Source organism: Nocardiopsis listeri (genome assembly GCF_020741345.1).
Classification (GTDB): Bacteria; Actinomycetota; Actinomycetes; order Streptosporangiales; family Streptosporangiaceae; genus Nocardiopsis; species Nocardiopsis listeri_A.
The window spans coordinates 1-12,960 of the sequence record NZ_DYZD01000343.1; the positions used below are offsets into that span (position 1 = coordinate 1).

The window sequence follows — 12,960 nt, forward strand, 5'->3', positions numbered from 1 at the left end:
GGTCAGGGAAGTGTCCCTCATCCCGCGGCCCACGCCCAGACCCCCGAGGCACGGAGGGGCGGGATTTCTCCGAGCCTTTCCCGCCCGGTCATCCCCGCGTGCGCGTCGCCACCGGACCGCTCAGGCGGCGACGGTGAACATCCGCCTCGGGTGGGCGCCGGCCTCCACCTCATCCACCATCGCGACCGCGTAGTCGGCCTTGCTGATCCGACTGCGGCCCTGCTCGTCGGTGAGGAGGACGTCGTCGCCGGCCCGGTAGCGGCCGGTGCGTTCGCCGTCGCCGACCAGCTCGATCGGCGGCGCCAGGTAGGTCCAGAGCACGTCGCGGTTGATCTTGTAGAGGAAGAAGACCCGCTCCATCGTGCGGCCGGCGTCTCGTCGGGGGCCGCGGGCGATGCTCTGCTGCCAGTGGATGGAGGTGCGGGAGGCGTCGACGAACAGGGGGCCGGGGTCGCCGACGGTGATGAGACGGATCGGGGAACGGGCCAGTAGGAGCAACAGGTGTCGGTTGACCGCGAGGTGGTCGCGTTCGCGGCCGGAGGGCACCTGGTAGGCGTTGATCAGGACGTCGAACTCCGCCAGGTCGGGGCGTGTGAGGTCCCGGGGGTCGCGTCGGACGGCGGAAACGGGCGCCGACCACCGTTCGGGATCGTCCACGAACGCGGTCACGCTGTGGCCGCGCGCGGCGGCCTCGGTCGCGATGTTTTCGGCGAGTCCACCGGCGACGCCGATGATGCCGATCGTCCTGGTCACGGAAGGTTCGTGCATGGGAGCCCCCTGCGAATAGATGTGCGCTCCAGTCGTGTCATGCGGGGCCGGTACGGGTGGGGGTCGAGGCCGACCTCGTGGCGGAGATGTCTCCGCCACGTAGTACAACTTATCCGGAGAACCCTCCGTCAAACAAGACCCCTTTCGTGTGACGGAGGTTTCCGAATCCCTTGAAACCCCGCTCTGAACAGGGGACACATCGGATACGCTGAGGCGGAGAAGTCTCCGTGACACCGGCCGTAGGAAGGTCGTACATGTCGACGAAGCGCGTCGAACAACTCCATGCACAGGGGCTTCGAACGCGTGCCAGCCTGCTGGAGGTCGCGCGCGAGGCCTTCGAGGAGTCCAGGGACGTCTCCCTGAACTCCATCGCCAAGAGGGCCGGGGTGGGTATCGGCACCCTGTACCGGCACTTCCCCACCCGTGAGGACCTGGTCTTCGAGCTCTACCGCGACCAGGTGCAACGGCTCACCCGCGCCTCCGCCGAACTCCTCGACGAGCACTCCCCGCAGGAGGCGTTCCGGCTCTGGCTGGAACGCTTCGCCCGCTACGCCATGACCAAGGCCGGGCTCCTGGAGGTGCTGCGCACCGCCACCGCTCACGGCCGGTTCGCCCAGGTCGGGCGGGGCCCCGTGGCCGACGCCGTCGAACACCTGCTCGTCGCCAACCAGGAGGCCGGCACCCTGCGCGCCGACCTGACCGCCGACGACGTCCTGTTGGCCGTGGCCGGCCTCTACCAGCTCGACCCCTCCGCCGACGACTGGGAACGGCGGGCCCACCGCCTCCTCGACCTGGTCCTGTGCGGCCTGCGCCCCCGCGACTGAAACCGGGGGCGCAGCGTGCCGCGGCCGGTGGTCGGTCAGCGGCGGACGCGGTGTCGGGCTCGTGACCGTGGAGAGAGCAGCGCTTCGAGCCCGGCGCGCTCGATCCGGGTGAGGAGTTCGTCCTCGGTGACCTCCAGGGCCGCCGCCGCGCGGTCGAGCCCGCTCCGGGGAGGCCGGCTCCCAGTGGGTGACGCGGGCGTGCGGCGGGTAGGCCACCGCGTCGGGGGACTGCTCCGCGTCAGGCGCCCGCTCAGCGCGCGGTGTGGGCGCAGTTCCGCCACCGGGGACCGGCCCAGCAACGGAACCAGGCGAATGTTGCCCCACCTTCGGTCCGGGCCGGTGCTCACGCCCGTCATCGATGGGTTCGGGGCGCTCAACACTTCTCCAGGTAGGTCGCGACCGCGCCGTCCAAGTGGGCGCGCAGGTCGGAAAGGCCCAGGTGGCCTTGCCCGAACCGGACGGTTCCACCAGGGGCGGAGGGGCCGCCGGGTCGTGCAGCCCCAGGGTGGGCACCGCGGGTGACAGGGCGCGCGGGCCCGGATCGGCCGAGCCCGAGACCGGGTTCGGGCGCACCATCGAAACCGTGTGCGCGGGCTCCAACCTGTGCCGCCAGATCCGCAGGCTGTCGGGGGAGAGGACCGACACCAGGTGATGGCAGGCCAGGGCGAGGGCCAACGGGTGGTCGCGGCGGGTCGGGGAGCCGAACAAGGAGTAGCTGTCGTCCAGAACCGAGGCGGTGCGCGGCCAGGTACCGGAGGCCGACCCGGCCGTCCGCCGCGCGGACGACTCCAACGCGCCCGCCGGCTCCGAACGCCGTTCTCGGCGCTCGGTGCTCGGTCCGCAAGGTCCAGCTCGGCGGTGGTCGGGTCCAGGTCGATCCACCGCACGGTGGCGTCCGCCCGCTCCGCGGCCTGGACCCACGGGCGCACGTTCGAGTCGTGGTCCAGCCGGGTCACCACCACCTCGTCACCGGGCACCCACCCGCGCCCGTCCTGCCCCTGGGACAGGTGCCCGGAGAGGTCGTGGGTGATCTGGGCGGCGCCGCGGCCGTAGACCACCCCTGACGGGTCGGCGCCGAGACAGGTCGGCGTAGGCGCCGCGGTCGGACAGCGGCCCGGTGAGGGTGCGGGCGATCGCCTCTCCGACCCGCGCCGGGGCCTGTGTGCCCCCGGCCCGTCGAAGTGGGCGATGCCTGAGGCGAGCGAGGGGAAACCGGCTCGGAACGCGATCGGGTCGAACACCGTCATGGGACTACTTCACGGCAGGCGAACTCGCCTCACCCTCGCACACCGGCCCGCGCCCCGTTCGGTCGTGGTCGGGACCGCTGAGAGTGGGCCCTGCCGGCTGAAAAATAATTAATTAGTATTTATTATTGACGTTACGTAGGTCACTCTGCGATGCTCATGCACAGTCGATAAAGGCGTCCGCGCAGGTGAGCGGTGCGCCCTACGTCAAGGAGGACCCCCATGGGCAGACGACCGCCACGCCCCCAGGGCCGCGCGCTCGCCACGCTCGCCGCCGTCCTGTGCGTGCTGACACTCGCCGGATGCGGCGCCCGGCTCGGAGAGGACGGCCGGATCGGCGTGGTCTACATGGACGCGCAGGGCTTCTACGCGGGCGTCCGCCAGGGCATGCAGGACTACGCAGAGAACTCCGGACGCGAACTCCAGCTCCTGGAGCTCAACGCCCGCGGTGACGCCTCGGAGGAGAGCACCTTCGTCGACGTCGCCTCATCCGCGGACGTCGACGCGCTGGTGCTGTCACCGGTCTCGGCCACCGCCTCGGTCCCGGCCCTGCGCCTGGCCCACGAGAGCGGCGTGCCGGTGATCTGCTACAACACCTGCATCGAGGACGAGGCCGCCAAGGAGTACGTGACCTCCTACATCCTCGGCGATCCCCACGAGTTCGGACGCCTGCTCGGGGACTCCGCCGCGGACCACTTCGAGAGCGAAGGGGTGGAGGACCCGCAGGTCGCCGTCCTCAACTGCGAGTTCGTCGAGGTCTGCGTGCAGCGCCGCGAGGGGTTCGAAGAGGCGCTCTTCGATCGCCTGCCCGACGCGCAGATCGTCGCCAACCAGGAGGGCGCCACCATCGACGAGGCCGTCGACGTGGGCGAGCGTCTCCTCACCGCCCACCCCGACCTGGACGCCTTCTACGGCGAAGCCGGTGGCGCCACCATGGGCGCGGTCCGCGCCGTGAGCAACCGCGGCTCGGCGGGCGAGGTCGTGGTCTTCGGCAGCGACATGTCCACGGACGCCGCCCGCGCGCTGTCCGACCACACGATCCTCAAGGCCAACGTCGACATCTCCGGTATCGAGGTGGGGCTCCTGGCGGGGGAGACGGTCGAGCGCGTCATCGCCGGCGAGAACTCCGACGAGTTCATCACCCCGGCCCCCATCGACCTCTACACCACACCCGAGGACGGCGAGGAGTGGCTGCAGACCCACCCGGAAGGCATCCCCTGACGGCCCTTCCGAGCCACCCGTCCATCCTTCGTCACATCCATGGAGCACCCATGAGCGACAACCCCGTCGAGGCGGCACCCGCCACGAAGGTCGTGGCCCGCGTGCGCGGCGCGACCAAGAGTTACCCCGGAGTCACGGCCCTGGACCACGCGGACTTCGAGATCCACGCCGGAGAGGTCCGCGCCCTGCTCGGACGCAACGGAGCCGGCAAGTCCACCCTGATCCGTCTGCTGGCCGGGGTGGAGACCCCCGACGAGGGCGAGATCGAGATCGGTGACCTCCCCCTCGGAGAGGGAGGGATCCGCCGTTCCGCCGAGCTCGGCGTGGGCACCGTCTACCAGGAACTCAGCCTGGTTCCGGAGCTGTCGGCGGCGGAGAACCTCTACCTCGGGTCCTGGCCGAAGGAGCGTGGGCGCATCGACTACGCGGCCATGACGTCCGGGGCCGAGGAGATCTTCACCGAACTCGGTGTGCGCATCTCTCCCGGCACCCGCGTCGGAGAGCTGCCCCTGGCCCAACAGCAGCTCGTCGAGATCGCACGCGCCTTCCGGTCCAGGCCCCGACTCCTCATCCTGGACGAGCCCACCAGCGCCCTGGCCGCGGCCGAGGCGGAGACCGTCCTGGAGGCCGTCTCGCGCGTGGCCGCACGCGGAGTGGGCGTCATCTACGTCAGCCACCGCCTGGACGAGATCCGTCGCGTAGCCGACACCGTCACCGTCATGCGCGACGGTGCCATCGTGGAGACGGTGCCGGTACAGGGCGCCACCACCGAACGCATCGTCTCCCTCATGCTCGGCGAGCGCGCGGAGGAGACGGCGGCGGTGTCACGGCCTCGGGGCCCCTTCTCCGACACCCCTTTGCTGTCGGTCCGCGACCTGGCGGTCCCGCCCAAGGTCGAGAGCGTCTCCTTCGATCTCCACCCCGGCGAGGTCCTGGGCCTGGGCGGCCTGATGGGGTCCGGGCGCACCGAACTCCTGCGCGCGCTGGCCGGGTTCACCCCGTCCCGCGGCGCCGTGGAGGTGGACGGCAGGCCGGTGGCCCGTCCCACCCCGCGCACGATGCGGCGCCTGGGCGTGGGCATCACCCCCGAGGACCGCAAGGGAGAGGGCGTGGTCCCCCTTCTCGGAGTCTCCGAGAACATGGTCATGACCTGGTACGGAGGGGCGTCCCGGGCCGGGACCGTGCTCCCCTCACGGGTCTCCTCCATCGGACGCGACCTCATCGGACGGCTGTCCATCAAGGCGGCCACACCCGAGACCCCCATCGTCAACCTCAGCGGCGGCAACCAGCAAAAGGCCGTCATCGGCCGTTGGCTGCACGCCGGAAGCCGCATCCTGCTCCTGGACGAGCCCACCCGTGGCGTGGACGTGGAGGCCAAGGCCCAGATCTACGCGATCGTCCGCGAACTCGCGGAGCAGGGGGCCGCGGTCCTCTTCGTCTCCAGCGAACTGGAGGAACTGCCGCTCGTGTGCGACCGCGTGCTGGCCCTGCGCGGTGGACGCCTGGAGGGCGAGTTCACCGGCGAAGACATCACCCTGGACAACATCATGGCCGCCGCGATGGCGGCGTGAAGGGCGAGGTAACAATGACCACCACGACCAAGGTCACCGGCGAAGCGGTTTCCGCCCGTGGCGACTTCATCGGCCGCTACGGCCACCGCCTCAACGAGATCGGCCTCCTGGCCGCCATCCTCATCCTCTACATCGTCCTCGGGCTCTCCGCCTCCGGGTTCCTGAGCATGGACAACCAACTCGGCCTGCTGCGCAACGCCGCCACGATCGGGATCGCGGCCTGGGGCGTCACCCTGGTGATCATCGCCGGGGAGATCGACATCAGCATCGGCCCGGCCGTCGCCTTCGCCTCGGTCATCGTCGCCAAGGGCGCCACGGAGTGGAACCTGGGCGTGCTCGGCGCCATCCTGCTCACCCTGGCCATGGGCCTGCTGTGGGGCGCCCTCGCCGGGTGGCTCAGGGCCCGGTTCAACGTGCCCTCCTTCATCACCACGCTGGGCCTGTGGAGCGTACTGGGCGGGCTGGCGTTGTACATGACCGACGCGCTGCCCGTGCCGCTGCCGGAGAGCGCCCTGTTCGACGTGCTCGGCGGATCCGTCCTGGGCGTGCCCACGGCCGCGCTGGTCATGCTCGTGCTCTTCGCGGTCTTCGCCTACATCGCCAAGTACACCGCCTACGGTCGATCCGTGTACGCCACCGGCGGCAACGCGGCCGCCGCGCAGTTGGCCGGGCTCAACGTGGCCCGGGTGCGCATCCTGTTGTTCGCCACCACCGGACTGCTCGCGGCCATCACCGGTGTGCTGCTCGCGGCCCGTCTGGGTTCGGGTAACGGAGGCGCGGCGGCGGGTCTGGAGTTCGACGTCATCGCCGCCGTCGTCATCGGGGGCACCGCGCTCGCCGGTGGACGCGGATCGCTCGGCGGTACCTTCCTCGGCGTCGTCTTCATCACCGTCATCGCCAACGGTCTGGTGCTGCTCGGAGTCAACTCCTTCTTCCAGGACGTGGTGCGCGGCCTCATCATCGTCGGGGCCGTCCTGATCAACGTCGTCATCAGCAGGCGCAGCGCCGCCAACCGACTCGCCTGACCGGACCCTGTCCTCTAACGCCGCCGCCAGCGCTTTGGCGTGTTCGGGCGCCCCAAGGAGTCAGGAACCTTCGGTACCTCCAGAACCCTGACGGCGCCCGAACGGCAGCCCCCGTGGTCCACCGAAAGAACCCAGTCCCACCGTCCCGACCCGAATGGGGGAACACCGACATGAACGCGAAGGACCCGAACACTCCACCCGAGGCCATGCGCGGGGTGCGCCTGCCCGGCGACTCCACCGCGGTCGTGGAAACCCTGCCCGTGCCCGAACCCGGACCCGGCCAGGTCCTGCTGAAGGTCGGTGCCTCGGGCATCTGCGGCAGCGACATCGGCTACATCTACCACGAGCACAAGACCCACCGTGGCGTCGACGGGCCCGCCTACCGCGGCGTCGTCGCGGGCCACGAACCCTCGGGGACCATCGTCCAGGCCGGTCCGGGGTGCCGAAGGTTCGGTCCGGGCGACCGGGTCATCGTCTACCACATCGCCGGATGCGGGCTGTGCGACAACTGTCGCCGCGGCTACATGATCAGCTGCACGGCACCGGACCGGGCCTCCTACGGCTGGCAGCGTGACGGTGGACACGCCGAGTACCTGCTGGCCGAGGAATCGACCTGCGTCCCGCTGCCCGACGAACTCTCCTTCGTGGACGGGGCGCTCATCGCCTGCGGGTTCGGCACCGCCTACGAAGGCCTGCGGCGCATCGGGGTCGACGGCGACGGGGACCTGCTCGTCGTCGGTCTGGGGCCGGTCGGCCTGGCCGCGGGCATGATCGGCCAAGGCATGGGGGCCACCCGGGTCATCGGGGTGGAACCCAACGAGCGGCGCCGCGAATGGGCCGCCGGTCTGGACGTCTTCGACACCCTCGCCTCACCGGAGGAGGCGGCCGAGAAGATCGGCCGGGCCACCTTCGGCAAGGGCGCGGCGACGGTCATCGACTGCTCGGGCTCGCGCCCGGGCCGCTCCCTGGCCCTGGAGAACGCGGCCGAGTGGGGCCGGGTCTCGTTGGTCGGTGAGGGTGGCACGCTGGAGACCGAGGTCTCCGACACCCTCCTGCACAAGCAACTCACCCTGTACGCCTCCTGGGTGACCTCACTGCCGGCCATGGCCGAGTTGTCGGTGAACCTGGTCAGGTGGGGGCTGTCTCCTGAACGCGTGGTCTCCGACCGTTTCGATCTCGCCGAGGCCGACGCCGCCTACCGGCTCGCCGCGGGCGAGAGCCGGGGCAAGGTGTGCCTGGTGAACCGGGAGGAAGGATGAGCGGCTCCGTCGAGGTCCGCCGCGAGGGTTCGGGCACGCGCGAGCTGATCGTGCTCGACAACGGGGTGGTCCGGCTGGTCGCGGCGCCCGGACTGGGCGGCCGGGTCCTGTCGGTCCGCCACCGCGGACGCGAACACCTGTACCGCAACTCCCGCCTGCTGGACGAGGACCTGCTCCCCGTCGAAGGTGTGGTGCTCGGTCCGGTGGACGGGCCGATGAGCGCCTGGAACAACGTCGGCGGTGACAAGACCTGGCCCGCACCCCAAGGGTGGGACGGGCCCGACGAGTGGGCCGGTCCGCCCGACCCCGTCCTGGACTCGGGCCACTACACCGTCGAGACCGACTCCGCGCCGGACGGCTCCGCCACGCTCACCCTCACCAGCGGAGACGACCCGAGGTCGGGCCTGCGTCTACGCCGCCGCCTCACCCTGGAACCGGGCGTCGCCGGCTACCGGCTGGAGCTGGAGGCGGTCAACGTCTCGGACACGGTGCGCAGATGGGCGTTGTGGAACGTGACCCAGATCGACGGCGCGCCCACCACCAGGGAGGACACCGGGGGCGTCTTCGTGGGCGTGCGAGGGGACGGCCCCCACGTCGTCGCGCTGGTCGCGGGCAACGGGCACCCGCGCGTGGTGGAACACACGCCCCGGGTGATGCGGGTGCCCTCGCAGGAGGTCGTCGGCAAGGTCGGCTTCCCCACGGCGTCCGGGTGGCTGGCCCACGTGGGCGCCTCGGGCACGCTCACCCAGCGCTTCGACGTCAACGAGGGGGCCGACTACCCCGACGCCGGGTCCCGGGCCGAGGTCTGGTTGGAGGCGCCGGTGGAACGACCGCTGGAACACCTGGGCGGCCTGTACCCGGTGGACCGGGTGACCGAGGTCGAGGCCCTGGGACCGCGCACCGAGCTCGCCCCGGGAGCGCGCACCACCCTGGACGTCGAGTTCGGCTTCGGTACGGGGGCCGAACCGGTGGCCGAGGTGGTCCCCGACGGCTTCTGGAGCGAACCGCCGCACTGGGCCGCGTTCGACACGCGGGGAGGGCGTCTGGTCGGGGCCTTCACCGCCCTGCGTCCCGGCGCCCTCGTCCACCGCTCCTCCGGACACGTCGTGGCCCGGACCGGGCCGGGAGAACCGACGCACTGGGCCGCCCCGATCCCCGGAGCCGACGAGCACACCGCGACCGACGTCGTGTTCACACCGCTACGGCCATGACCGGCCGTGAACCCGACGCATCGACCAGCCCATGGAGAGACATGACGAAGACCAGGCACGACGGAGTGACCGCCGTGGTCACCGGAGCGGCGCAGGGAATCGGCGAGGCCACCGCCCGCCGCCTGGCCGCCGAGGGGGCCGCGGTGGTGCTGACCGATCTGTCCCCGAATCTGGAGGAGGCCGCCGACCGCATCCGCGCGGAGGGCGGGCGCGCACTGGCTGTGCGGGCGGACGTGAGCGACGAGGCCTCCTGGGACCGCGTCGTGGCCGAGGCCCGCAGCGCCTTCGGCCCGGTGGGCGTCCTCGTCTCCAACGCCTACACGTTCGAGGAGGCGCCCGCCCACGAGACCACACTCGCCTCCTGGGAGCGCCAACTGGCCGTCAACCTCACCGGGGCGTTCCTCGGGGTGCGCGCCTGCCTGGAGGATCTGATCGCCCGTGAGGGAAGCGTGGTCATCACCTCCTCGGTCCACGCCTGGTTCGGGCTGCCCGGCCGACCGGCCTACGCCACCGGCAAGGGCGGCCTCACCGCCCTGACCCGCCAACTCGCCGTCGAGTACGGACCGAAGGTGCGCGTCAACTGCGTGCTGCCCGGCCCCGTCCTCACCGCCGCCTGGGAGGGAGTGGGTGAGGAGGAGCGTCGCGCCAGTGTCGCCCAGACCGCCGCGGGTCGCTTCGGTGATCCCGGCGAGGTCGCCTCCGTCATCTCCTTCCTGGCCTCCGCAGAGGCCTCCTACGTCACCGGGGCGAGCGTCCCGGTCGACGGAGGGTGGAGTATCTACAAGGCGTCCTCGTGACCGGACGCCTGGAGCGGAGGAAGTGATGGCGGCCTATTCAGGGCGCGGTGTGCACGGCCAGACGGTGCGGCTGTTGGGTGAGCGACTGCTCTCCGGCGGGTTCGGCGAGGGGGAGACGATCGACCTGGTCGCGCTCAGCGAGGAACTCGACCTGAGCCTGACCGCGCTACGCGAGGCGATCAAGGTGCTGGCGGCCAAGGGCCTGGTGGGCTCACGGCAGAAGAAGGGGACGTTCGTACGTCCGCGAGGCGACTGGAACCTGCTCGATCCGGACGTGGTCCGGTGGCGGATCGCCGCCGGGGCGGGCGACGTCTTCTTCCAGGAGTTGGCCGAACTGCGCGATGCCTTGGAACCCGCGGCCGCCCGGCTCGCGGCCCAACGCCGTGAGGACACCGACGTCGTCGAGCTGCGCGCCGCGCTCGCCGACATCGCGGCTTCGGTCGAGGGCCCGGCCGAAGCGGCCGTGCAGGCCGACCTGCGCTGGCACAGGGCCCTGCTGGACGCGACGCACAACGAGCTGTTCACCCGAACGGACGTCTTCTTCGCCGCGGGGCTGTCCGAACGCGACCGCCTGGTCCACGGGGGCGACCACGGCGACCCGGTGCCCAGCCACGGAGCGGTCACCGAGGCGGTCGTCGCGGGCGACCCCCTCGCGGCCGAGTCCGCCATGCGGTCCCTGCTGGCCCAGGCCAGGGCGGACCAGCTTCGCGTCACCGAGTACGACGCGACCGAAGATCGACTGGAGAGACCACAGTGAGAATCACCCGTATCGAGACCTTCCTGGTGCCGCCCCGGTGGCTGATGTGCCGGGTGGAGACCGACGCCGGGATCGTCGGCTGGGGCGAGCCCGTGGTGGAGGGCCGGGCGGAGACGGTGCGGGCCGCGGTGGAGGAGCTGTCCGAACTCCTCCTGGGCCAGGACCCCGCCCCCATCGAGTACCACTGGCAGCGACTCACCAAGGCCGCCTTCTACCGCGGCGGCCCGGTGCTCTCCAGCGCGGTCGCGGGGCTCGACCAGGCGCTGTGGGACATCGCGGGCAAGACCCTGGGCGTCCCCGTGCACAGGCTCCTCGGCGGACCCGTCCGCGACAAGGTGCGCGTGTACGGCTGGGTCGGCGGCGACGACCCGGCGGAGTTGGCGGACTCGGTCGCCGCGCGGGTGGAGTCCGGCCTGACCGCCGTGAAGATGAACGCCTCTGGGGTGATGGGCCGCTCGGCCACCGTTCGCGAGGTCGACGGCGTCGTGGAACGGCTGGCCGGAGTGCGCGAGGTACTGGGCCCGGACCGGGACGTGGCCGTGGACTTCCACGGTCGCTTCAACGCGGCCACCGCACGCCGGGTCCTGCCCCTGTTGGAACCCCTGCGCCCCATGTTCGTGGAGGAACCCGTGCTGCCCGAGTACGGGCACCTGCTGGCCGACGTCGTAAGGTGCAGCCCGGTGCCCATCGCCACGGGGGAGCGCCTGTTCGGCCGCAGCGACTTCCTCCCGGCGCTCCAGGCGGGCATCGCGGTCGCCCAACCCGATCTGTCCCACGCGGGAGGGATCTCCGAGGTGCGCAGGATCGCCTCCCTGGCCGAGACCTACGACGCCCTCCTGGCACCGCACTGTCCGCTCGGCCCCCTGGCCCTGGCGGCGAGTCTCCAGGTAGCCTTCGCCACCCCCAACTTCCTCATCCAGGAACAGAGCATCGGCATCCACTACAACCGGGACGCCGAACTGCTCGACTACGTCCTGGACACCGACGTCTTCGACTTCCCCGACGGACACATCCACAGGAGCGACGTCCCGGGGCTGGGCGTGAGCGTGGACGAGGACGCCGTGCGAAGGGCGGACCGGAAGGGCCACCGCTGGCGGCCCCCACTGTGGACCCATGACGACGGCTCCTTCGCGGAGTGGTGAGGAGGAGGTGACGCACATGCGACACGAACCGTGGAGCACGGACCGTTTCGAACTCGGGGAGGGCCTGCGTCTTCAGGGCCGGGACCTGCTCATGGTGGACATCCTCACCGGCAGGCTCCTTCGACTCGACCCCCGCCTGCCCGGACCGGCCGAGGTGATCGTCGAGCTGGACGTGCCCCTGGGCGCGGTCGCCCCCGTACGGGACCGGCCGGGGACCTACGTCGCGGCCGCGGACACCGGGGTGGCGCTGCTCGCGGAGAACGCCCCACCGCGATGGCTGGCCAGACCCGAGGACGAGGCGGCCACACCGATGAGGATGAACGACGGCTGCTGCGACCCGCAGGGAAGGTTCTGGGCCGGATCGATGGCCTATGACGGCACACCCGGAGCCGGTGCGCTCTACCGAGCCGACCCCGCGGGCGGGGTCGTGCGGGTCTTGGAGGGCTACACGGTTCCCAACGGTCCGGCCTTCACCGCCGACGGCTCCCGCATGTACCTCGCCGACAGCGCCGCGGGCAGAATCGACACCTACGAGGTCTCCGCGACCGGGGAACCCACGGCCCCGTCCGTCTTCGCCCGCGTGGAGGAGGGCAGCCCCGACGGGATGCAGGTCGACTCGGAAGGACACCTGTGGGTCGCGGTCTGGGGAGCCGGGCGGGTGCACCGCTACGACCCGGACGGGACACTGGAACGCGTGGTCGCCCTGCCCGCCGCCCAACCCACGAGCGTGTGCGTCGTGGACGACCCGGAACCCCGGTTGTTCGTCACCTCGGCCACGGTGGGCCTGCGCGGTCCCGGCCCCTTCGACGGCGCGCTCTTCCGTGTCCCCGTGGACGTCGGCGCCGCGCCGGTCCGGTACTTCGGGGGGAACCCGTGACGCCCCGGGTGACCTGTGTCGGTGAGACCATGCTGCTGCTCACCGCGACCGAACCGGTCCCCCTGGACCGGGCGCCGCACCTGGAGATGGGTGTCGCGGGCGCCGAGTCCAACGTCGCCTGCGGACTGGCCGCGCTGGGGCATCGGGCCGCCTGGCTGAGCGCCGTGGGAGACGACCCCTTCGGGCGGGTGGTCGCGCGGAGCGTGGCGGAACGGGGCGTGGACGTGTCCGGTGTCCGCGTCGACCCCGACCGGCCCACGGGCC

The 12,960-nt window shown here is 71.4% G+C and carries 14 protein-coding genes; 13 read left to right on the forward strand and 1 reads right to left on the reverse strand.

Features of this window, described 5'->3' with window-relative positions:
* Nucleotides 1-120: 120 nt before the first annotated feature.
* Nucleotides 121-768, reverse strand: a complete 648-nt coding sequence (locus K8V84_RS18250) for an NAD(P)-dependent oxidoreductase (RefSeq protein ID WP_304076458.1) — start codon at nt 766-768, stop codon at nt 121-123.
* A 254-nt stretch (nt 769-1,022) separates the two neighbouring features.
* Here K8V84_RS18250 and K8V84_RS18255 point away from each other — a divergent pair, with 254 nt between their 5' ends.
* From K8V84_RS18255 to K8V84_RS18315, 13 genes are all read left to right on the forward strand, one after another.
* Nucleotides 1,023-1,592, forward strand: a complete 570-nt coding sequence (locus tag K8V84_RS18255) for a TetR/AcrR family transcriptional regulator (RefSeq protein ID WP_304076459.1) — start codon at nt 1,023-1,025, stop codon at nt 1,590-1,592.
* Nucleotides 1,593-2,037: 445 nt separating this feature from the next.
* Entirely contained in the window at nt 2,038-2,244 is a 207-nt protein-coding gene (locus K8V84_RS18260; RefSeq protein WP_304076484.1) for a hypothetical protein, read from the forward strand.
* Nucleotides 2,245-2,530: 286 nt separating this feature from the next.
* A complete protein-coding gene (locus K8V84_RS18265; RefSeq protein WP_304076486.1) occupies nt 2,531-2,656 on the forward strand; it encodes a hypothetical protein in 126 nt (41 codons plus the stop codon).
* A 402-nt stretch (nt 2,657-3,058) separates the two neighbouring features.
* Nucleotides 3,059-4,057 (forward strand): substrate-binding domain-containing protein, encoded by a 999-nt coding sequence (locus tag K8V84_RS18270; RefSeq protein WP_304076460.1) that lies wholly within the window; start codon nt 3,059-3,061, stop codon nt 4,055-4,057.
* Between the two features lie 50 nt (nt 4,058-4,107).
* Nucleotides 4,108-5,628 carry a sugar ABC transporter ATP-binding protein gene (locus tag K8V84_RS18275; RefSeq protein WP_304076462.1) on the forward strand — a complete coding sequence of 507 codons (1,521 nt, stop codon included), beginning with the start codon at nt 4,108-4,110 and terminating at the stop codon, nt 5,626-5,628.
* A gap of 14 nt (nt 5,629-5,642) precedes the next feature.
* Entirely contained in the window at nt 5,643-6,653 is a 1,011-nt protein-coding gene (locus tag K8V84_RS18280) for an ABC transporter permease (protein WP_304076464.1), read from the forward strand.
* 170 nt (nt 6,654-6,823) lie between these two features.
* On the forward strand, nt 6,824-7,912 hold the full coding sequence (locus K8V84_RS18285) for a zinc-binding dehydrogenase (protein WP_304076466.1): 1,089 nt from the start codon (nt 6,824-6,826) through the stop codon (nt 7,910-7,912).
* Entirely contained in the window at nt 7,909-9,123 is a 1,215-nt protein-coding gene (locus tag K8V84_RS18290; RefSeq protein WP_304076467.1) for a DUF4380 domain-containing protein, read from the forward strand. Before K8V84_RS18285 ends, K8V84_RS18290 begins: the two co-directional genes overlap by 4 nt.
* A 41-nt stretch (nt 9,124-9,164) precedes the next feature.
* Complete coding sequence (locus K8V84_RS18295) at nt 9,165-9,920, forward strand: SDR family NAD(P)-dependent oxidoreductase (protein ID WP_304076469.1); 756 nt, start codon at nt 9,165-9,167, stop codon at nt 9,918-9,920.
* Nucleotides 9,921-9,945: 25 nt separating this feature from the next.
* Nucleotides 9,946-10,677 (forward strand): FadR/GntR family transcriptional regulator, encoded by a 732-nt coding sequence (locus K8V84_RS18300; RefSeq protein WP_304076472.1) that lies wholly within the window; start codon nt 9,946-9,948, stop codon nt 10,675-10,677.
* The gene (dgoD, locus tag K8V84_RS18305) at nt 10,674-11,819 is read left to right on the forward strand and encodes a galactonate dehydratase (protein WP_304076475.1); all 1,146 of its coding nucleotides are present in this window, start codon (nt 10,674-10,676) and stop codon (nt 11,817-11,819) included. Before K8V84_RS18300 ends, dgoD begins: the two co-directional genes overlap by 4 nt.
* A gap of 16 nt (nt 11,820-11,835) precedes the next feature.
* Nucleotides 11,836-12,696, forward strand: a complete 861-nt coding sequence (locus K8V84_RS18310; protein ID WP_304076479.1) for an SMP-30/gluconolactonase/LRE family protein — start codon at nt 11,836-11,838, stop codon at nt 12,694-12,696.
* A partial coding sequence (locus K8V84_RS18315) for a PfkB family carbohydrate kinase (protein ID WP_304076482.1) occupies nt 12,693-12,960 on the forward strand: 268 nt, incomplete at its 3' end. The genes K8V84_RS18310 and K8V84_RS18315, both read left to right, overlap by 4 nt.